This is a genomic window from Pontibacter ramchanderi (genome assembly GCF_002846395.1).
Lineage (GTDB): Bacteria > Bacteroidota > Bacteroidia > Cytophagales > Hymenobacteraceae > Pontibacter > Pontibacter ramchanderi.
The window spans coordinates 19,980-41,266 of the sequence record NZ_PJMU01000001.1; the positions used below are offsets into that span (position 1 = coordinate 19,980).

The following is a 21,287-nucleotide window of genomic DNA, read 5'->3' on the forward strand; positions in this document are numbered from 1 at the left end:
CAGAGTGCAAAAGTCTTGTTTCAGTATAATTTAACGCAGCAGCAGTTCGACTACCTTTCGCCCGCTTTTCATGATTTGTGGGATATGGACGAGGCCCGGTTACAAAAAAGTGCCCTGCAACTGCTCGACACGGTGGTAGAGGACGACCGCCCGGCGGTGCTGCGCTGCTGGCATAAGCTACTCAAAGGCGACCATGTGGATGAGATTGTGCGGGTGCAGCAGCACGGGCGGCTCCGGCACATCCGCTACATTGTGTACCCGATCTGCAACGCGGCACAGAAGGTGGTGGCTGTGGCAGGTATGGCCGAAAACGTAACCCGGCAGCAGGACTTCATTAACTACCTGGCGGAGTTTGGACAGCGCAAGGACAGCGTGCTCGAAATCGTGTCGCATGACCTGCGCGGTCCTTTGGCTGTTGTGAAGAGCGTGGCAGGCCTCATACGGAGGGAGGTGCACGAAAACACACGGCAGGAGATAGAGCACTACACCGACATCATCGAAAAAGCCTGCATCCAGTGCACCGACCTGATCCAGGACCTGCTGAGCGAGGAGCACCTGCGCTCTCCGGAGGTATACGTGCACAAAACACGCGTTGATCTTAACGACCAGATCCGGAATGTGGCTGAGCTATACCAGAAAGGCCAGATGGTGCAGCAGCAATTTATCCTGCAGCTGCCCCAGGAGCCGCTGATGTTGGAACTCGACCAGATCAAATTTTCGCAGATCATGAATAACCTGATCTCCAACTCCATTAAGTTCACACCGAAAGAGGGGAGTATCACCATTCGCGCTTTTCAGGAGGGCGACGAGGCCGTGGTGGAGCATAGCGACACGGGCATAGGCATACCGGAGCACCTGCTCTCCAAGCTTTTTGAGCGCCGTGGTGTCGCTTCCCGGCAAGGTCTGAACGGAGAGGAGTCGCGTGGGTTGGGGCTTTCGATCGTATATGAGCTGGTGCGGCTGCAGGGGGGCAGCATCGAGGTGCAAAGCAACGGTCAGCACGGCACCTGCTTTACAGTCAGGTTGCCCCTGTATGCCGATTAGGCCAGGCCCTTGCGAGTCTGCCTGATATAATTCAGGCTTTCCTCATCCAGCGGTTTATGCAGGAACCCGCGCACAAGCGGGTACTCGCGCGACTGATCCTGATCGCTCACGGCGATGGAGGAGGTCAGAATAAACACATCCAGTTTACCTTTCAGCGTCTCCTCGTGGGGGCGCAATACATTCAGAAAATCCCAGCCGCTCTTAACGGGCATGTTCAGGTCGAGCAGGATCAGGTCTGGCAAGGCTGTGGAAGCCGTCAGGGGCAGATCGGCCAGCGCATCATCGGCCGAGGTATAGGTACAGATCTCGTGTGCAAAGCCTGCTTCCTCCAGCACCAGCGAGGTCAGGTAAATACTGATGTCATCATCATCAATTATGTAAACCTTGCTGACCATAGGTTGCTTGCTTAAAGTGTAAGATGAAGGTCGTGCCAGTTTCTGGTTGACTGTTTACCTCTATTTCGCCACCAATGGCGTTCACTTGCATTTTTACCAGGTATAGGCCGATGCCCTTGCCGTCGGGTCCTGCATGAAAGCGCTTATATAGCTGGAACAAATGGGGCCGCACTTTCTCCAGGTCCATGCCAATGCCATTGTCGCTTATGCTTAGTTGCAAACCGTCTTTTTTCCTTACGCTGTTTACCTCAATAAGTAAGTCTCGCTGCGCAGATTTATACTTAATTGCGTTGGAAATCAGGTTGTGCAGGATGCTGTACACATAGGCGCGGTTGGCCCAGAGCAGGTCATCCTCCTGTAGCTGTATTTCAATTTTTCCGTTGATCGGGGTGAGCAGGTGCTGCAGGCTACTGATTACCTCGGAGGCCACTTCGCTCACGTTCACCATTTCCTTGGCAACCTGCAGGGTGGAGGAGCGCACCGCCAGGATCTTGTTCAGGTCGCTGATCACGTCGTCGAGCCGGCGGGCGGATGTCTCGAGGTTTTGCAGGCCCTGCATAAAGCGGGCGCTGTTGCGGTCGAGTTTCTGCAGTATGGCCGAGAGGCCCACCAGGTTCGCGACAGGTGCCCGCAGGTTGTGCGACACAATGTAGTTGAACTGCTTCAGGTCCTGGTTTTGGTGGTAGAGGTGCTCGGTGGTTTTCAGCAGCTGCTCCTGGTCCAGTTTGCGCTCCGTGATGTCGGTATGAATGTACACATACTTCTCGATCTGGCCCTGTTCATTGGCAATAGGCGAGATAGTGACATCGGCCCACACCAAGTCCCCGTTTTTCTTGTAGCTGCGCAGTTCTTTGCGCATCGGTATACCTTTGGCCAGCTGCGCGCGCACCCAATTGATCTCGCGCGGGTCAGTGTCGGCAGTGGTCAGGATATCGCTTGGGCGCTTGCCGGCAATTTCCTCCAGCTCATAGCCGGTCACCTGACTGAAGGCCTCGTTCACCCACTCAATCTCCAGCCGGCTGTTGGTGATGATCACGCCATTGGTGGTTTTACTGGCCACCAACGAAAGTGTGCGTACTTCCTCCTCTGCAGCCCGTTGCCGGGTAATGTCGACAAACGACACCAGAAGGCCGTCGGAGAAGGGGCTGAGCGTGAACCGCAGCTCTGCGCCATAGTTGCAGAACTGCTCGTCAAACTGAACTGTCTTTTGGGTACGGGCCACCTCCAGGCATTTCTGTTGAAACTGTGTGCCGGTCAGGATCGGGTATTCATCCCAGATGGTGCGGTTCATCAGCTCCTGCAGGGGGCGGCCCAGGAAGTTGGCAAACACCGAGTTGCCGAAGCTGTAGCGCCACTCGCTGTCCAACGCGAAAAAGCCTTCGGTAATGCCCTCCAGTATATTGTGCAGGCGCTGCGCATGGGCCTGCACCAACAGGTTGGCCTCTTTCTCGCTGGTGCAGTCCTTGGCAATGCACTGCACGGCCAGTATGCGGCCTTCGAGCACCACAGGCACAAAGGTAGCCGACAAAAAGCGCCTGGAGCCGTCGTGGTGCCGGATGCTGGTATCGAGCGTGCTGGATTGGCCGGTCAGGGCCTTGTGAAATGCCGACAGCGTTACGTCCTGATACTCGGGCAATACGAAATCAGTGAAATGGCTTTCGGGAAACGCTTCGCGCGTGTAACCCGACAGGGCAACTACTGCATCGTTGCAGGCCTGCACCTGTCCACTCGTGCTTAGTGTAAAAACCAGGTCGGGGTTGTTGAAGAACAGTGCCTTGTAATAGGCCCGGCTTTCTTTTTTCTGCCGCATGGTCTCCATCTGGTGTGTTACATCGCGGGAGTTTGTCACAATGCCACGCACGTGGGGGTTGTCCAGCATGTTGGTAGACACGCAGCTGAGCCAGCGCCAGTCGCCACTCTTGGCCCTGTAGCGGAAAGGGGAGAGCGACACCTGTTTTACGCCACCATAGGTCAGGTTGTGCAGCTCTTGCTGAATCATGGCCACATCGTCGGGGTGGATGTGCTCCAGGACTGGCGTACCCAGTAATTCTTCAGGCTGGTAGCCCATTTCGGAGCTAATTGAGTCCGAAATATACTGGTACTGCCCATCCCAGTTCAGCACCGTAATGAGTTCAGAGCCATGACGTACGATCGAGCTATAAAAATCTGGTGTCAGGACCAGCTGTTCAGGCGGCGTAAAATTTACCTGCATAAAGGAGTATTAAATAAAACTTCCTGAATGTAATTGTAATCAGGCAATATGGGTTCAATTAGCCGCTGAAATTTTTTAAATTATTCTAAATGTAGAAATGTGGCTTTTTTATATCCTATATCCAGGTATAATGGCTTCAGGTTTACAGCGAATGGCTTAAGTAAGAGTAGTTCTATTTTTGTACTTAAATTAGATAATTCTCAAGGTTTAGCTCACATAAATTGGACAGTTTTAGAAAAGAAAAAGCCGGACTGCTATTACACAGTCCGGCTTTTGTTATGAGTATGAGAATTATTTATTCCGTCACAGCTCGCAGGGCGTTTACGCGGCCATAACCGTAGTAAGGATCGCGTCCGGGTTTGCCCAGGTCATCGGCAGTGGCGCGCAGTTTGGCCAGCACATGGGCCGGGTCCATTTTGCCACCGTTCTTACCGATGATGAGTGCCGCTACGCCTGCTGCGTGCGGGCCTGCCATACTGGTGCCAACTGACCAGTAATAAGAGGCTGTACCAGGTTTCAGGTTGCTTCCTGTGCTGAATACGTAGTCGAAAACATAGGCAGGTTGACTAGTGGGGCCTACTGTAACTACATTAAGACCATTAGGCTCATATGCAAATATATAATCACCGCCTGGAGCCGCAAACTGAATATCGGAGGTGCCGTAGTTGGAGTAAGAGGCAAAGTCATCCATGAAGGTGCTGAATGGATTAAGCGCCCAGCCACGAGGTGCCGTAGCCGAGATCGAGATTACACCAGTTGAGGCGGACGGAATGTGCAACAGCGACTTGTCAGCGTTCCCGTCATTGGCTGCGTTACCAGCAGATGCAATAACGGTAACCCCATTTTTAGTAGCATAGCTGGTGGCGCGGTTTATAGCGATCAGCAGTTCCTGTACAGCTTTTGTATCGTTTTCGATAAAGTCATCGGAAGGGTCCTCCGGTGTGCCGTTGTCGTTCAGGAACCTGCCGTTGCGCGGAATGGCCGCCCCAAGGCTCATGTTGATGACATTGGCATTTTGTTGCGTGGCATGTATAATGCCATTGATCATCCAGCTAAACGAGCCCGAACCAGAGTCGCGGAGCACTTTCACCAGAATTAGTTTCGCTTCGGGTGCCACACCAATAATACCGATTCCGTTATCGGCGGCGGCAATGGTACCGGCCGTGTGTGTGCCGTGGCTGCCTACACCTGCCAGGGCGTAGCCCAGGTTCTCTCCTGTTACGAAGTTTCTGCTGGCCGCCATATCAATATTTGGAAGCAGGTCCGGATGATCGAGGTCGAAGCCACTGTCCAACACGGCTACACGTGCGCCATTGCCACGCTGGCCTGAGTTCCAGGCTTGTGAAGCCTTTATGGCCGCATGTCCCCACTGCAAGTCGAAAAAGCGGTCGTTGTCGCCACTTGCCGGCGGTGTGCCCACATCGGCCAATTCTACAATCTTCATGTCGTCTGGGTTGTACCACTGTACTTCCAGGTCGCGCACGACAGAGCGCACACCATTGATCTTAGAGGCTTTTGCGGCAAACGCAGGGTCGTCTGAATACACCGTGGCAACCCCAACCTGCTCCATCAAGCTCGTTACCTCACCGTTGGCAGCGGTTAGTTCGGCTGCTATACCTGCAGGTAAGGTTTCGCTGCTCGACAGCACCACATAATGGTTGTTGCGCAACTTCACATTCGATTTCGGGTGAACGCCCTGCGACAAGAGGGTAGCGTCTGCGCTCAACTCCGTTGACGGATTCATGTCTTCTTCCGGGTTACAGCCAACCAGGGCCATAAAAGCCAGCATTGCTGGAAAGATAAACTTCTTGCTCGTAAAGGTTTTGTTGATCATCTTATGTTTGTTTAAATAAAGGTTTACAAAGGTTGCTGGTACAGACAGAATCAGAACCAGGTAGCGCGATAGCTGTAGAGTTATCGCAGCATATGAAATTTTTTAATAGTTTATTTTTTCTCACACCCTGTTGAGGAAGGCAGAGAATAGAGGACTAACGGCGCTTTGTAAGAGGTAAACCCTGCCAGTTGGTTGGCCAGTATACCTAAGATGTAAGTATAGGTGTTGTTACAAATATGTAATTATCCAATTACGGAGTATTTAAAAATTAAGTTATGATTAATTTTATATTTTTAAAATACCACTAAATATTTTTTTTGTCTTTTTTTGAAGAAGTCAGGGGGCAGTGCCTGTAACCAGGGTAGGGTGGCTAACAACACGGGGCATCGTATTTTGCTGGTATTATATTCATAAATTTTCTTGTAGACTTCTTACGCTATTGCTTAACTTGCTTTGTTACTGCATGGCTTTACTTTTGCAAAAACCACCATATGCCCCCAACAGGCTCTCACCAAAGCCTATCTGCGACTTGAAAACTGCCTGAAACGACATGGAGCGCTTTAAGGCGGCGCTGCGCACCCTGCTTAACACCCTCGTCCTGTATGAGATAGCGGAACATGGGAAGAACCATTAGTGAGGTTTCCTGAAGTGTGCTGGAAACACATATCAGGGGAGAAGTATTCCAAACATGCAGTTACCATAACACCTATACCGACAACAGCCAGACCTACCCGCTGCGGCAGGCGCACAAAACCAGCAACGGAGCAGAGCAGCACTTCACCTATACAAATTCAAAGGGCTGGGTATAAGAACACTCCAGAAGTGGCGGGCCAGGCATCAGGAAAATTGCACTGTATTTGACGAGGCGCTGCAACAAATACAGCGAAAGTCCGGTTAAAGGAACCGTGCAGAATGGGGTCGTTCTGAATCAGACACCAGTCTGCCAACCGAATCCACGGGCTTTACCCTGTTGTCCAGGGGCAGGCCTTTTCCCCACCGCTGTGCGCTACGTTTTACCGACTAATTTTTCTGCATGCAGCTACAGCGTACCTTACCTCTCACAGAACACCTTCCTCAGACGGGCTACTATACCTTCGACGTGCCCCACATACACCAAAGCAACATAGCAGATGTAAAGAAAAGCATCGATGCGTATCTGGCCCTCATCAAAACCGAAAACATACGGCACGTGCTGCTCAACTTTTCTCAAACCGAGGTATCGGTCGCGGACGAAACCTTCCGGCTGGTGCTCAACTACCTCATCATCGGCCTGAAATACACCGAGGCCAGCCGTATCGCCCGTATCTCTGTGGCAGATGCTGGCCGGGAGCACATTGCCCTGGCAGCTTTTTCGCAGTCCGCCGTTCTTTTGCACCACCACGTGCAACTAGGCTATTTCAAGAGCATGCACGAAGCGCAGCGTTGGCTGGGCTCCGCCCCCTATAAGGCGCGCTGAGTGGGTGGGGGCTTTCGAGGGCAGGCACAGGGCAAATCCGGAAAAATATATTCTGAAATATAAAACCTTGCTATATACCTATACGTATATACAGGTAGCAAAGCGAAAGCTCATTTTGTGGATGATAGTAGCGGCTCCGGGGGTGAACGACCGGGGCCGCTTTTTTTGTGCCTATACCTACTTGCAAGGGAAATCCGATCATGTAAAATTATTGTACCAAAAGCCGTGCGGACTGCTCAAATCCTACCCATTGCATATTTTTAAACAAAACCTTTGCGCTACGTATTTATTCCTTACATTTGATGCATGAAACGTTAAAAAGACGTACGGTATCTTAAAACCTACTGCTACCTTTCGCGGTATACGAAGTAGATTTAATAGACCGTTTTCACTCCTCATAAAGCATCCGCTTACGCATCACTTTCCCCGGCAAGGTTAGTCCTGTGAGTTCCTTTTTTTATCACCGCTAACCAACCATCATGAACATTGAAAAACTGCCAACCGGCATAGAAGCTTTTGATCACATTTCCGACGGAGGATTGCCTCTCGGCAGAACAACCCTCATAGCAGGCAGTTCGGGTAGTGCCAAGACCCTGTTTGGGGCTCAGTTTCTGGCCATGGGCATTATGCTGTTTGACCAGTCAGGTGTGTTTGTCACTTTTGAAGAGCAGGTAGACGACATCCGCAAAAATCTGCGTAGCTTCAACTGGGACATCGATACCTGGGAGAAAGAAGGCAAGTGGGTCTTTGTGGACGGCTCTCCGAAAGAGGAAGACTCCATTACGGTCGGCGACTACGACCTGAGCGCCTTCCGCATCAGACTGGAGCATGCCATCAACAAAATCAAAGCACAGCGCGTTGTCATCGACTCCATCGGCAGCGTGTTCACGCAGTTTCCGGATATGCACACCATCCGGCGCGAGCTCTTTAAAGTCGCCATGACATTGCGTCGCCTTCACGCCACTTCCATCATCACGGCGGAGCGAACCGAAGAGTATGGCGAAATATCCCGCTTCGGAGTAGAGGAATTCCTGGCCGACAACGTGATCATCCTGCGCAACGTGCTCAACAAGGAGAAGCGAAGACGCACCATCGAGATACTCAAGTTCAGGGGCAGCAACCACATCAAAGGCGAGAACCCCTTTACCATTATACCTGACAAAGCCATCGTCATTATTCCGCTTTCAGCAATGGAGCTGAAGCAGCGTTCCTCGCACGTGCGGGTGACCTCGGGCGTACCTAAACTCGACGACATGTGCGGTGGCGGTTTTTACCGCGATTCTATCATACTTGTATCGGGGGCGACGGGTGCCGGTAAAACCCTGTTGGTAGCCAATTTCATCAACGGCATCCGCGAGAAAGGAGAGCGATGCCTGCTAATGGCCTTTGAAGAAAGCCGTGAGCAACTTTTCCGCAACGCCAAGGGCTGGGGACAGGACTTTGAAAAACTTGAAGAAGACGGCTATTTGAAAGTTGTATGTATTTACCCGGAAGTTTCTTCGCTGGAGGACCACTTCATCAACATTCAAGAGATCGTTAAATCCTTCAAGCCAGATCGCATTGCCATCGACAGCCTGTCTGCTCTGACGCGCACCTCATCCGAAAAGGGTTTCCGGGAATTTATCATTGCATTGACTTCGTTTTTAAAGCACGAGGAGATCACGGGGATGTTTACGGCAACCACGCCGCTCCTGACAGGAGGCGCCTCGGTTACGGAAGGTAATATCTCCACCATCACCGATACGATTATACTGTTGCGCTATGTGGAAGTATATGGCGAAATGCAGCGTGCTATTTCGGTGCTCAAAATGCGCGGCTCGAAGCACGATGCCGCTATTCGCCAGTTCACGATCGACAGCCAGGGCATGAACATTGGAGAGCCTTTTAACGGCGTAAGCGGCATATTGACTGGAAACCCGGTTGTAGTGAAGCAAAACAACTAGTATTTAGAAGGAAGAGAGAGGCATTTGAAGGAATATATGGGTGTAAAAACCCTCCAATCAAAAATGGGCAAACACATCCTAGAGCTCTATGTCAACGGTAGCAGCCTTACTTCGGTAGAGGCCATTGAGACTTTGCAGAACATCTGTGAAGAGCATCTGCACGGGAATTGTGAAGTTGAGATAGTAGATGTACTGAAAAATCCGGAGCGTGCCGAGGAGGCGGGTATACTGGCTATACCTACCTTGATTCGGAAATGGCCACTACCGGAAAGCCGCATCATTGGGGCGCTCACGATCAAAAGCCGTGTGTTGGCGGGCCTGGGAATCACAAACGGGAACACACACTAAGCTATACCTGAGCATGCGCGCTAAGCCTTGAGCCAGGCCAGTGCGTCATCGGGTGTGGAAAAGGTAGCTACTTCATAGGACAATAAGCCTGCTTTGCGGGCCTCTTCTATATTATGCTGGGCACGGGCCTCTCTTTCAGGGTCGTATGGCTGTATGCGGGCAATTTTTACCAGGCGTGTCTTCGCTAGCATTGCCACCAATTCCATGGTAAGCTGTCGGTTTTCATCCTCCTCAATTTCTACGGCCGTGGTGCGGGCATCGAGCAGGAGTTTGCGCACATCATAGTTTCGGATCGTTTCCACCATGACATGCAAGCTGTGCCTGATCTCCGACATATGAAAGCGTTGCAGATCCGGGTAGCGTACCTGCAGTATGTCAGTGGCCGGGTTGTACTCTAATCGCAATATGCTGTTTTGCAAGAGAATCATGAACGATAAATTAGGCTGAAAAAACCCGAAATGGAAACGACACAAGTTACTAAGCGAGTACTGAACACACAAGGGGATGTACAGTAAAAGCGAAAATTTATACTAAACTTAAGAAGGGGTTTTGATTTCAAAAATGGAAACTGTTTATTGCAAACCCTTGTCAAAAATACTGAATAGGAGCGTACTGGCTGAATAAAACTGGAAACGATGTATCCGATGTTATAGTGCCTGTACGAGAGTTAAGAAGCGTACCGCAATGATAATATACAAAAAAGACTATATCAGCATTGCCTATTACGAGGCTGAAAAACTGCTTGAGATTACCTGGCTGGCCTACGCGCCCAGCGGCGCCTACCGCGAGGCCATGCTACATTACCTGCACGCGCTCCAGCACTACGACATAAAACGCTGGCTCATCGACTACCGCCTGTCGCGGGTGGTGCGCCCCTCCGACCAGGAGTGGACGAGGAATGAGTGGCTGCCCCGGTTTATAGAGCAGTCGCAGCAACTGGAGAAACTGGCCCGTGTTAAGTCCACTGACATATCGGCCCGCATCAGTTCCGAGAACATGCTGCGCCACATCGACCGGAGTCAGCTCCCTTACAAGTTCATGGAGTTCGAGTACTACGGCGAAGCCCGCAGCTGGCTACTTGCCTAAACCTACAAAACCAAACCTATCAGCAACCTATATTTAAAATAATGCGCCCCTACATACTTGCCGAATCGAACTGGAAAGCCATTAAAGAGCAGCACATAGACGTAGCCGTGCTCCCCTGGGGCGCTACCGAAGCCCACAACTACCACCTGCCCTATGGCACCGACAATTACGAGGCCGAAGCGGTGGCGGCAGAGGCGGCCCGCCTGGCCTGGGAAGCCGGCGCCAAAGTAACGGTGTTGCCGGTTATCCCCTTTGGCGTAAACACCGGCCAGGCCGATATCACGCTCGACATCAACCTCAACCCCAGTACACAGCTACTGATTCTCCGCGACATCGTGGAAGTGCTCAACCGGCAGGGCATCCGCAAACTGCTGGTACTTAACAGCCATGGCGGCAATGACTTTAAACCGATCCTGCGTGAGTTGGGCCTCCGGTTCCCGGAAATGTTTTTGCTGACCTGCAACTGGTTTCTGGCCGCCGACCGCAAAGCCTACTTCGATAGCCCCGGCGACCACGCCGACGAGGTGGAGACCAGCATCATGCAGTACCTGCGCCCCGATCTGGTGTTGCCGCTGAGCGAAGCAGGAGAGGGCAAAGAGTATAAGTCCAAACTAATAGGTATACGGCAGGGCTGGGCCTGGTCAGAGCGCCTCTGGTCGCAGGTGAGCGACGACACGGGCATTGGCAGCCCGGCAGCCGCCACGCCCGCCAAAGGCCAGGCCTTCTTCGAAGCCACCACCCGCAACATCGCCCAGTTGCTGCAGGAGCTAGCTGTCGTAGATACTAAAGATAGGTATGAGAGGGGGTAGTTTTAATTTGGTAATTGCCTATTTGTTGAATTGTTGATTGTCGCGATGTGCGAATAATCCCTGACGTGTGGCAATGAATGACCATTAATTAATCTTTAGAAATCAAAAAAACGATGTTGCGTGAGGCCTTTCCAGCCTGCGCAACATCGTTTTTTATGTTTCAGGTATAGGCTACTTGGCGGCGATGGTTCGCAGGGCGTCGCGCATTTCGGTGAGGAGTACTTCTTCTTTGGTTGGGGCAGGCGGTACAGAAGGCGCCTCTACTTTCTTGCGCTTCAAGCGGTTCATGCCCTTCACGATCATAAAAATGATGAAAGCAAGGATCAGGAAGTTCAGCACCACGGTGACAAAGTTACCCCAGGCAAATACGGCCCCCAGTTTACGCGCCTCTTCCAGTGCCAGGCCTGTCGGCACTGCATCGGAGAGCGGCACATAGAGGTTCGAGAAGTCCATGTCGCCGATGGCCGTGCCTACCAGCGGCATGATCAGGTCGTTTACAACGGAGTTAACCAGACCGCTGAAGGCACCACCGATGATGATACCGATCGCCAGGTCCATAACATTGCCACGCATGGCAAATTCTTTGAATTCTTTCATCATGCTCATAAGCCGGATTGTTTAAGGTGAAAGGTTTGATTGGTTTTTAGATATGTAAATATATTCATTTGATTGTATAAAACAACTACTTTCTTATTAAGTATTTACCGGGGGCAGTCCGCATAAAAAACCCGTTGCTATACCTGCGACAAGGTATAGCAACGGGTTTCTAAAGTCAGAGCTTCCGGCTCAGGATTAGCAGTATAGTCTAAGCTATAGCACGTACCAGCTCGTGCTATACCTCATACAGGAAGAAAGGCTTTTCGTAATCGGACTTCTGCAGCACAGGTTTCGATACGTTGAACACCTTGACCCCGGTGCTCGTTTCGCCGGCCAGTGTGCCTACGTGGGCATGCCCGTGAAAGGCGGCCTCCACGTTGCGTCGGTTCAGTGGCTCCTCGAGGCGGGAGCAGCCCAGGAAGGGGTGAATAGCATCCGGCTCGCCCTCTATCGTGGCCTGAATTGGGGAGTAGTGCAGAATCGCTATTTTCTTCAGGTCGCTCTGCTCGCTGTCGATCTGCGCCAGGGCGGCGTCCAGCTTCAGGGCCTCTGTCACGGCCTCCTGCACAAAATCTTTGTTCAGTTGCTCTCCGAACATACCTAGCATGTACCTGTCGAAGCCGCCGCCAAAGCCTTTCACGCCCGCAAAGCCCACATGCCCGATCACGGTGAAGTCGCCGTCGAGCAGTTTGAGGTTGGTCGGGGCGAAGATCTTGCGCAGCTTTTTCACCTGGTCGTGGTCATAGTCGTGGTTGCCCAGCACGGCCAGCACAGGTATAGAACAGGCTTTCAGTTCTTCTGCCAACACCTCGGCTTCGCTTTCGCGGCCGGTATCGGTCAGGTCGCCGCAGAGCAGCAGCACATCCGCCTCTTCCGATGCCTGCCTGAAAAAATCGGTCCACTTGCCTGCGTCCTGTTCACTCACATGTATATCGCCTACGGCTGCTATGCGTAGTTTCTTGGGTTCTGTATTCGCGTCTTCCATCGTGTTTCTTTTTATTGAATGTAATACTACGTGCCAAGCCGGCTTCGGGATAGAAAAGAGCACTTATACCTGGGCACAAAAGAAACAGCCCCCACACTTCGGGTGCGGGGGCTGAGTTAGCTAACAAGTACTATTTATCTAATTTCCGGTTCTGTTGATCTCCTCCAGGTTGGTGTTGCGGCGCTTGCTTTCAAACTCCTTGCCCCTGGCATAATTGTAACGCAGGTTGATGCGGATGCTTTGCGTGCCCTGGTATTGGTCTATGGCGTTGAGGTTGCCATCCTGCACGGTTTTCACTTTCAGTTCACGGGTCTTGAAGATGTCGGTCGCGTTCAGGGCCAGTGTCAGGCGGTCGTCCATAAAGGTGCGCTTCAGGCCGGCATCCAGCCACCACTGGCTATCGATCTCGTAGAGACCGTACACGGCTGGTCCCTGGAAGCCCGCGTTCAGCTCCATGCGGATGCTCTTGGGGAGCTGAATGTTCTGGTTCGACTGTATATAGAACAGCACTTCGTCGTTCACCACATCCTGGGCGTTCACTTCTTTGGAGTAGCGCTGGTAGGCCAGGGTGGCCGTGTTGTTCATTTCCCACTTGCCCGAGATCCGCACCGGTGCTACCAGCGTAGCGTACAGGTTCTTGTAGTTCTCGATGTTGCGCTGGCTGAACACGGTTGTGTTGTCTTCGCTGTTGTAAGTGGGCACCTCGCCGATAAAGTCTGTCGTGATCGAGTAACCGGCCATCAGGTTGTAGCGCTCTTTCAGGGTCTGCGTGATCTCAAACGAGTTGGTGTACTGTGGCTTCAGGTTCGGGTAGCCCTGCGACCAGGTATAAGGGTCGAGGTAGAAGATGAACGGATTCAGCTGACCATAGTAAGGGCGATTGATGCGGCGGCTGTACTTGTAGCTCACCTGGTAATTGTCACTCACTTTCTGCTGCAGGAACAGGCTTGGGAACAGGTCCAGGTAGTCGCGCTTGGTAATGTCGTCCAGCGTGATGGAGTTGCCGTTTGAGGAGGTGCGCTCGGCACGCAGACCCGCCATGATCTTCCAGGTATCGCTCAGCTTGTTGGAGTAGTTGGCATAACCTGCCAAGATGTTCTCCTTGTAGATGAAGTGGCTCGTGCGGCGTGGATCCAACACCTCTCTGCCATCCGATACCTCGTAGAACAGCAACTCGTTGTCTGACACCACATGGCTGGCCTTGGCGCCCAGTTCCAGTTTGCCATCCTTACCCAATTTCTTCGTAAAATCCACCTTACCAGAGAGGATGTCGTAGCCAGTTGGGTTGTGGCTGGTGAGGTGCTCCTGGCTAACCAGGTCATTTGTGCCCAGCACATACTGTCTGTTCTTGAACACGAAGTCTGTCTCGTCAGTAATACGGGCATAGTCTATGTCGGCAGAGAAGGTAGTGCCCAGTGTGTCGAGTTTGCCATTGTAGTGCAGGTTGAACGTGCCGTTGCGGTATGTGCTCTCGTGCTCGTTGGTGGCTGAAATCTGGCGGCTGTCAGCGGCTACCGGTCGGCGCAGGTCAGACTCGGTGTTGAAGATGCCTTCGTTCGCGTTGTAATACAGATTGCTCATAAAACCCACACTGTGGCGCTCGTTGATATCATAGTCGGTGCCCAGGCGCAGGGTAGGGTTTACGCGCTTGCGTTCTTCTATACCTACCTGGTCGAAGAAGCTGCGTCCGGCCGGGTCGTTGAAGATGCGCTCCATCTCCATGTCCCGGAAATTCTGGCGACGTGAAAAGTCCATACCGGCGGTTGTGCTCCACTTGCCTGCTTTGTGGTTTAGGTCAAAACCGGTGTTGTATGAGCTGAAGCGGTTGTACTGAAAGCCGGCGTACACGTTGCCGTTCATGCCAAAGGATTCGTTCTTTTTCAGGTTGATGTTGATGATGCCGGAAGCGCCCTCGGCGTCGTAGCGGGAAGAAGGGTTGGTGATGATCTCCAGGTCCTTCAGGTTTTCGGCGGACATGCCTTGCAGCAGGTTCTGCAGCTGTTTACCCGACAGGTACGACTGCTTACCGTTGATCATGACCTGCACACCGGGCTTGCCGTTGAGGGTGATGTTGCCATCCTGGTCGATCCAAACGCCGGGAGATTTTTCGAGCACTTCGTAGGCGGTGCTGCCTTGCGCCAGCCCTGTGCCCTCCACGCTCACCACCATCTTCTCTGCGTCGTTGGTTATGGTCGGGCGCATGGTCTGGATGGTGACCTCTTTCAAAGTTTTAACGTCGGGCTTTACCTGTAGCTTCCCGAAGTCATGGCTGAAGTCAGGCCCACTTACCTGGAACACCTCGCTGACGAGAGGCAGATAGCCCAGGCCGCTCAGCTTCAGTTTGTAGCTGCCCTTTGCCGGTGTTTTGATGCGGAAGGAGCCGTCCATCTCCGCAATGGCTCCTGTCACCACCGCGTCGGTGGAGGAGAGCACCGCCACGTTCACAAACCCAAGGTCTTCCCCCTTCTCATCCGATACTTTCCCCGTTAGCCAACCTTCTTGCTGTGCTAAGCTGTTGTGTGACAAAGTAATAAGGAACGTAAGTGCAATGGAGTAGAATAACTTTTTCATAGTATTATTTTGTTAGCATGTATTGTAATAGGATGTTGTAAAGCTAGTCTATAGTACTTTGTAATGCAAGGTACTGTTTAGTTTATTATATGAACTAGCTGAAATTATCCGTAAACAGGTCTGGAAATCCGACGAATGGGTAGGCTTATTTGGTTGAAGTCGATGAACACAGGAGCTGGTACAAACCTTACTCGCCAGGTACGACAGATAGATGGTAAACCCGCAACGATGGTTGCATGGCCATATCGGTATTTAGAGGGAATTCACAAAAAACCTCCTGTCTGCCATTGAAGGCAAATAGGAGGCGAAGGCATGTAGGGGATACAAAGAGATGAAAGCTATGCTTTGTTTTTTATAGGGCAAAGACGGCCATACTGTTTGGGATGTTTACTTTTGACCACTCTCAGCATAAAGCGAAACACGAAATACCGTTCGCGCTTGCGCTCTTCTCTGCCCAACGACTCCCGATAATCTAATGTAGCCAGTAAACTGTCCGTATCCTGGTACAGGAGGTAGCTGTATACCTTGTAAAAACATTTTCTGGCGCTTTCTCTCTTCACTGCTGTTCCGGTCTCTTCGACCAAGGCACATCTCAAATTCTCCATTCCTAGCTACCTTTAGAGGGTTAGTAAATTGTATCTCACTGCATATCTTGACGTTATAAGCTTAAAACTAAGCATTGCCCATAAACCATAAAATGACGTTCGTCATTTTTGAGGTGAAGTGGTTTTGAATTTTAGTGAATGCCATAGCATAACTACAGGCCAGCAGGATCGTGCTCTTTGTCATTGGCTTCACATTGAAAATAAGTGGGTTAGTATGACTATTCAATGATTTTCACGTAATAGGGACAACAGCCTACGTATTTATACGTTATATAATTTTAGCATTAAATTATAGACTGTTATTGATAAATATGGCATCACCTCCCTATCTGAAATTAAGCTACGACCGCAAGCGTGACTTACTCTCGAGCCAGTGGTTACGTGTTGTGAACAGCAAGGAGTACCGCCAGGCTATTTTAAGAATTTGTAAACAGTTGCAAAAAAGTAATGCATCGGGTTGGTTGATCGACATCAGCCGTATGGCCACACTGAACATGAGCGACCAGCATTGGACCATTGAGATGTTGGGGCATGAGCTACCACAGACCAAACTCCGCAAGCTGGCGCTCGTGCTGCCAGATGACCTGTTTCTGGAGGTGGTGGTAGAGAAGGTGAGTAATAGCCTACTGCATATGTTCAGACCTGATTTCCAGATTGCCCACTTCAGTGATCCCACGGCCGCTCAAAAGTGGCTTATTTCCTCCAACGACCCTTATGAGGGCTTATTCAGCCATGCCTCCTAATGCTGGCACTTGCAAGCTGCGCACTTGCCAAATAACTGATGATGAGTGCTAACACCGTGGCGCGCCTCTTTTAAGTTTAAGGTACTCCGTACCCCTTTCCGTTTATTTGAAAAAATTAAGAAATAACTTGAAATATTTGTGAACTTTTTAGGAGTAGAACATGTAATAAACTTGCTATTAAGTTATAATCCTTTGCACAAACACATGACTATGAAAGAGCTCGAGCGAATCCAGAAAGCACTCCGGCACAGCAACACCCTTGTTTTGAAAGACCGTGAGAAGAAAGTAGAGTGTTCTTTTATAAAAGAAGGCCTTGTTTACGAAAATTTTCAGATTGAAAACAATGTACTGGCCACTGCGTTGCAGGAAGCCAGCGTGAACGGCATTGTGGAGGGTTTGCATTTTGAGCGCCTGAAAAATACATACGAGTGGTTTGCGCTACGCGTAAAATCCAGGATGCTGCTGGATGCTTTGAAATAGAGACTTCCTTTAAGCATATAAAAAGCCCTTCGCTTTAGCAGGCGAAGGGCTTTTTTGTGTACAGGCATTTAGTAACCAATCCGCGGCCTACACAGTACCTGCTGTATGACTTTGTCTTTTGCGATCCATATTATACTGCACATGTCCGTTCCTGTACTGGTGGCGGCACTGTTTTATCGGGAGCAACTCCGCTTTGCATCGCTTATGATGCTGGCAGGCTGGCTGATTGACTTTGACCACTTACTGGTAACCCCCATCATCGACCAGGACAGGTGCAGCGTTGGTTTTCATTTGCTACACCGTTACTGGCTTTTGCCTTTCTACCTGACCCTTGCGCTTATCCCCAAAACACGACTGATTGGCCTGGGACTGCTCATCCATATCGTACTGGACTGGACGGATTGTTATTTTTGATTTAGTGATGGAGTAAATGAGTGATTTCTGATTTAGTGTTTGTAAACGAGAAATTGTGTGGCAGTGATAAATTCTGAGAAAGCTAAAAACCAAAAAGAGCTGATCAATAACTTGATCAGCTCTTCTATTTTCTAGCGAATTAAAACTCACTCACTCCATCACTCCATCACTAAATTAGTTAAGCACCTCTTCGTTGCTGCCGCACTTGAGCATGCTGCTGCCGAAGTATGGGTTGCGGATTTCGGAGTTGGTGCTTACCCAGTAGGCTCCCTGGTTGTTGTTCACCATCGGGCAGTGCTGGTAGTATACCTTCTGGTCTGTGGCGCCAAAGGCTTTGGTCAGGGAGAACACCGCTTCTGACAGGTCTTCCAGATGGTTACGCTGCTCGCCCAGGTCGTTAGTGGCGGCAATGACTGCAGAGGCCTGACGTACTTTTTCAATCTGCTCTTCAGCAAACGTCTTTTGCTCCGGTACCTGCAGAGAGGCTACTGGCATGGCATTCGCGGAGTTGAGCACCGTACTGGCAGCTTCTTTGGCCGTTTCCGCGTTTGACTCGACCATGGCGTCTTTCAGGGCTATGTACTCGTCGAGCAGCTGGGCCAGATTACGTTTCATAGGCTCTGCTACCGAGTCAAAGGTGGGTGTCTCCACCACTACAGTGCCGGCGGCCGGCAGGTTGTCGCCGTGCGCCATGCCGTCGTGGTGCTCATGATCGTGCTCCTCTGTGGTTTCAGCCTGTTGCTGGTTATTGTCAGATGAACAGGAAGCGAAGGCAAACATAGCCACCAGTGCTGCAAATACGGTTGTCTTTTTCATAATGGTTTATTAGGAAATAGTAAGATTTTACAAATCATTCAAAATCAGATAAGCCAGACGGGCCATCTTTTTTGCAAAGGTAAGCTTTTTGCCGGAATGACAGAAACGAACCCACATCAGCCTATCAGTGGCTTTTACGTATCTTTGACCAAACAAATCCAGACGCCATGGTAACGATCTATCATAACAACAGGTGCAGCAAGAGCCGGCAGACGCTGGAACTACTGCGCGACAAAGGAGAGGAACTGCAAGTGGTTGAGTACCTCAAGGACACGCCCACTACCGAAGAACTCAAAACTGTGCTCCACAAATTGGGCTTAAAACCCGAGGAGCTACTGCGAAAAGGGGAGCAGGTATACAAAGAGCAGTTTGCGGGCAAAAGCTACACCGACGACGAATGGCTCCGGATCATGACAGAGAACCCGGTACTGATCGAGCGGCCGATTGTGGTGAAAGGCGACAAAGCGGCCATCGGCCGTCCGCCCGAAAAAGTGCTGGAGATCCTGTAACATAGGTATAGCCGCTGTCAGGTATAGCCGTTATACCTGACAGCGGTGCTTAAAATGGATACCCGATGGCTATGTTGAGCACGATGCCATGCTGGCCCGGTTTGGGGTTGAAACCGAATTTAAAATCGTCGAGCACGAAGCGATCGCCTTCAGGCAGGTAGGGCACCCGCACCGGTATACCCAGATCAAAGCGGATGACAAAGAACTCAATGTCCACGCGTAAGCCAAAGCCGGTACCGACAGCCAGCTCCTGAAAGAGATTGCTGGCCTTGAACTTAGGCTTTTCGAGGCTGCCATTGCGGTCGTAGGTTTCGTTGATGAGCCAGATATTGCCGGCATCCAGGAAAACAGCCCCTCTGAAGAACCCGAAAATCGGGAACCGGTACTCGGCGTTTGCCTCCAGTTTGATGTCACCCACCTGGTCGAAGAACGAGAAGGCCAGCGTATCGGGCACGTTATAGGTGCCCGGCCCGATGCTGCGCGCCCGGAAAGCCCGGATACTGTTCGGCCCGCCTATCGAAAACTGCTTGACATAGGGCATCGTCACGGAATTGCCATAAGGGTAGCCCACGCCGGCGATCAGGCGGGTGGCCAGCTGGCTTGTCTTCGAGAAGTTGTAGTAGTACCTAAAATCGTTGTCGATGCGGGTATACTGCGAGTAAGGCTGGTTAAAGATGGTACGCGCCGGCACAGGCGGGTCAGCCTGGTCATCGCGCTTTTCGTTCCCCAGCAGCGACTGCAAACCGCTCACCACGTTGCCCGATACATCGAGGGTAGTGGCGTTAAAGAACTGATGTTTCTTGTTTTCTAGACCCAGTGTGCTGAAGGTATGCTGGTAGATGGAACCGATGATGAACTGCTCCTCGAAACTGCTTCTCAGAAAAGGATTGTTGTTCAGCAGCGAATCAAACTCGGCGGTTGTGTTCCCCAGCCGCACGTACTGCAGGTTGATAGGCGTAAAGTCGTGCGTGATGGTTTGCTTCGGTCGCCAGTTATACCCATAGGAGGCGTTGAACGAGTTCATTTGAAAGAACTGCACCCTGTTCAGGAAGTTGTAGCCGAGCGAGATGCGCGTTTTCGGCACAAAGGCCGAGCGCAGGTTTGGCAGATTGAAAGGAGCCACCAGCCTGGGGAAGGTAAGGCTGGCCTGTGCCCCCAGTTCGTAGGAGTTAAGCCCTGCCGTGTTCTCCGATGCCGACTCGCCGCTGGCAACAGCCCGCTGGCCGCCCACCTGGTTTTCAAATCGACCGGTGAGGTCCAGCGTGAGCACTTCAGACCCTTTAAAGGCATTGCGGTTCCGGAAAGACACAGAGATGCCCGGACCCGCCAGGTTGTTGGATTTACTCACCATCTGAGCCTCTGCCCGCAGTGATTTCTTCATGTCTGGGGTCATGTAAATGAAGGCGTCCAGGCGGTCGTCCTTCAAAGTGTCGCGCTCGTACTGCAGGTTCACAAACTTATAGGCGCTCAGTCCCGACAGCCGGCTAACCGTAAGCAAGTGGTTTCGACGGCTGTACACACTGTCCTTGGCCACAAACAGGCCCGGTACAATATGCTTTGCCCGTACATAGTTTTCGTTCGGAATGTAGTTGTAGGCATCAAAGCGCAAGGTATCGCTTACAGAGAGGCTGTCATTCAGAACAAAGTTGGCATTGATGAAAATGTCGTCGATTTTGTATGGTTTCAGGGCATGCGCGGGCAAGTCGTGTTTCAAACGCAGCAGCACATCCACCTGTTTGTTTCCTACTGTGGTGTCGGCACTGAAAATGAGCATATTGGGTGCAAAGAAATAATAGCCCCTGTTTTTCAGTACCTGGTCGATGCGGCCGCGCTCAGCAATCATTTTGTCCAGGTCGTAAGGCTCTCCTTTTTTGAGGAGCGAGTTGGCAATCGTCTTTTTGATCTCAGTCTGGATGGGGAGCGAGTCGCTGGCAGTATAGGCAATTTGTCGGATACGGTATGGCTCGTGCACGGTCGCGTTCCAGTCGATGGTGGCTTTCTTCTTCTTGATGGTTGTATCGCTCTGCACAGTGCTGTAGAAATAGCCCCGGTTGTGCAGGCGGGCCTGCATCACTTCGTTTATGCTGCTTGTATCCACTTCGGAGAGCAGCACCGGTGGCTCGCCCAGCTTGTTCTGTATCCAGTTTTTGAGCCCTTTTTCTTTTTCGGTGTAAAAGGCATTGTATATCCAGAGTTTAGGGCGCATCCCCAGTATAGAGGCGTTGGGCTTGGGGCGAACAGTGTTGCTGAGTTCGGTTTCCAGCGCTTTTCCGCGTTTGCTGCTGTCCTTTTCATCGTTCACCTTCACATTGTAGCCTGCAAACAGGGCATCACCTTCCGGTACAGTTTTAGAGCTGCTGCAACCAGGTAGTACCCAGCTCAGCACCAGACAACATATAGCAACCAGGGTATAGCGTAAAGCTGTGGTCATATAGGGTTT

General features: G+C 51.3%; 20 protein-coding genes. 11 read left to right on the forward strand and 9 right to left on the reverse strand.

The features are described 5' to 3' along the window. Positions 1-15 precede the first annotated feature (15 nt). Positions 16-1,044 carry a PAS domain-containing sensor histidine kinase gene (locus BD749_RS00085; RefSeq protein WP_180336284.1) on the forward strand — a complete coding sequence of 343 codons (1,029 nt, stop codon included), beginning with the start codon at positions 16-18 and terminating at the stop codon, positions 1,042-1,044. Here BD749_RS00085 and BD749_RS00090 read toward each other — a convergent pair. The 3 genes from BD749_RS00090 to BD749_RS00100 form a co-directional block, all read right to left on the reverse strand. After that, positions 1,041-1,439 carry a response regulator gene (locus BD749_RS00090; RefSeq protein WP_101442355.1) on the reverse strand — a complete coding sequence of 133 codons (399 nt, stop codon included), beginning with the start codon at positions 1,437-1,439 and terminating at the stop codon, positions 1,041-1,043. The genes BD749_RS00085 and BD749_RS00090 overlap by 4 nt on opposite strands. After that, positions 1,414-3,651, reverse strand: a complete 2,238-nt coding sequence (locus BD749_RS00095) for a PAS domain S-box protein (protein WP_101442356.1) — start codon at positions 3,649-3,651, stop codon at positions 1,414-1,416. The genes BD749_RS00090 and BD749_RS00095 overlap by 26 nt, the downstream gene beginning before the upstream one ends. 295 nt (positions 3,652-3,946) lie before the next feature. Continuing rightward, on the reverse strand, positions 3,947-5,485 hold the full coding sequence (locus BD749_RS00100; protein WP_101442357.1) for a S8 family peptidase: 1,539 nt from the start codon (positions 5,483-5,485) through the stop codon (positions 3,947-3,949). 650 nt (positions 5,486-6,135) lie between these two features. Between BD749_RS00100 and BD749_RS19280 the strand changes: the two genes are divergently transcribed. The 4 genes from BD749_RS19280 to BD749_RS00115 all read left to right on the forward strand — a co-directional run bounded on the left by BD749_RS19280 (position 6,136) and on the right by BD749_RS00115 (position 9,232). Beyond that, on the forward strand, positions 6,136-6,294 hold the full coding sequence (locus BD749_RS19280; RefSeq protein ID WP_180336285.1) for a hypothetical protein: 159 nt from the start codon (positions 6,136-6,138) through the stop codon (positions 6,292-6,294). A 224-nt stretch (positions 6,295-6,518) separates the two neighbouring features. Continuing rightward, positions 6,519-6,941, forward strand: coding sequence for a hypothetical protein (locus BD749_RS00105; protein WP_101442358.1), 423 nt, complete (start codon positions 6,519-6,521; stop codon positions 6,939-6,941). 479 nt (positions 6,942-7,420) lie between these two features. Beyond that, the gene (kaiC, locus tag BD749_RS00110; protein ID WP_101442359.1) at positions 7,421-8,884 is read left to right on the forward strand and encodes a circadian clock protein KaiC; all 1,464 of its coding nucleotides are present in this window, start codon (positions 7,421-7,423) and stop codon (positions 8,882-8,884) included. A 63-nt stretch (positions 8,885-8,947) separates the two neighbouring features. Further along, positions 8,948-9,232, forward strand: a complete 285-nt coding sequence (locus tag BD749_RS00115; protein ID WP_180336286.1) for a circadian clock KaiB family protein — start codon at positions 8,948-8,950, stop codon at positions 9,230-9,232. Positions 9,233-9,252: 20 nt separating this feature from the next. Here BD749_RS00115 and BD749_RS00120 read toward each other — a convergent pair whose 3' ends face one another. Further along, positions 9,253-9,660 (reverse strand): hypothetical protein, encoded by a 408-nt coding sequence (locus tag BD749_RS00120; protein WP_101442361.1) that lies wholly within the window; start codon positions 9,658-9,660, stop codon positions 9,253-9,255. A gap of 256 nt (positions 9,661-9,916) precedes the next feature. On the opposite strand from BD749_RS00120, the gene BD749_RS00125 reads away from it, so the two are divergent. Then, entirely contained in the window at positions 9,917-10,318 is a 402-nt protein-coding gene (locus BD749_RS00125; RefSeq protein ID WP_101442362.1) for a hypothetical protein, read from the forward strand. A gap of 41 nt (positions 10,319-10,359) precedes the next feature. Beyond that, on the forward strand, positions 10,360-11,127 hold the full coding sequence (locus BD749_RS00130; RefSeq protein WP_101442363.1) for a creatininase family protein: 768 nt from the start codon (positions 10,360-10,362) through the stop codon (positions 11,125-11,127). Between the two features lie 171 nt (positions 11,128-11,298). Here BD749_RS00130 and mscL read toward each other — a convergent pair whose 3' ends face one another. From mscL to BD749_RS00145, 3 genes are all read right to left on the reverse strand, one after another. Beyond that, positions 11,299-11,733: a large conductance mechanosensitive channel protein MscL gene (mscL, locus tag BD749_RS00135; protein WP_218972534.1), complete on the reverse strand. Its 435-nt coding sequence runs from the start codon at positions 11,731-11,733 to the stop codon at positions 11,299-11,301. A 226-nt stretch (positions 11,734-11,959) separates the two neighbouring features. Further along, on the reverse strand, positions 11,960-12,709 hold the full coding sequence (locus BD749_RS00140; RefSeq protein ID WP_101442364.1) for a metallophosphoesterase family protein: 750 nt from the start codon (positions 12,707-12,709) through the stop codon (positions 11,960-11,962). Between the two features lie 138 nt (positions 12,710-12,847). Beyond that, on the reverse strand, positions 12,848-15,280 hold the full coding sequence (locus BD749_RS00145) for an outer membrane beta-barrel family protein (protein WP_101442365.1): 2,433 nt from the start codon (positions 15,278-15,280) through the stop codon (positions 12,848-12,850). Positions 15,281-16,196: 916 nt separating this feature from the next. Here BD749_RS00145 and BD749_RS00155 point away from each other — a divergent pair. From BD749_RS00155 to BD749_RS00165, 3 genes are all read left to right on the forward strand, one after another. After that, positions 16,197-16,628: an STAS/SEC14 domain-containing protein gene (locus BD749_RS00155; RefSeq protein WP_101442367.1), complete on the forward strand. Its 432-nt coding sequence runs from the start codon at positions 16,197-16,199 to the stop codon at positions 16,626-16,628. Positions 16,629-16,832: 204 nt separating this feature from the next. After that, positions 16,833-17,108 (forward strand): hypothetical protein, encoded by a 276-nt coding sequence (locus tag BD749_RS00160; RefSeq protein WP_245868557.1) that lies wholly within the window; start codon positions 16,833-16,835, stop codon positions 17,106-17,108. A gap of 105 nt (positions 17,109-17,213) precedes the next feature. Continuing rightward, complete coding sequence (locus BD749_RS00165) at positions 17,214-17,522, forward strand: DUF6122 family protein (RefSeq protein WP_101442368.1); 309 nt, start codon at positions 17,214-17,216, stop codon at positions 17,520-17,522. Between the two features lie 174 nt (positions 17,523-17,696). Here the strand turns inward: BD749_RS00165 and BD749_RS00170 are convergent, their stop codons facing one another. Next, positions 17,697-18,338, reverse strand: coding sequence for a DUF3347 domain-containing protein (locus tag BD749_RS00170; protein WP_101442369.1), 642 nt, complete (start codon positions 18,336-18,338; stop codon positions 17,697-17,699). 167 nt (positions 18,339-18,505) lie between these two features. On the opposite strand from BD749_RS00170, the gene arsC reads away from it, so the two are divergent. After that, a complete protein-coding gene (gene arsC, locus BD749_RS00175) occupies positions 18,506-18,847 on the forward strand; it encodes an arsenate reductase (glutaredoxin) (RefSeq protein ID WP_101442370.1) in 342 nt (113 codons plus the stop codon). A 49-nt stretch (positions 18,848-18,896) separates the two neighbouring features. On the opposite strand, the gene tamL is transcribed toward arsC, so the two are convergent. After that, positions 18,897-21,278 carry a translocation and assembly module lipoprotein TamL gene (gene tamL / locus BD749_RS00180; protein WP_101442371.1) on the reverse strand — a complete coding sequence of 794 codons (2,382 nt, stop codon included), beginning with the start codon at positions 21,276-21,278 and terminating at the stop codon, positions 18,897-18,899. Between the last annotated feature and the right edge of the window lie 9 nt (positions 21,279-21,287).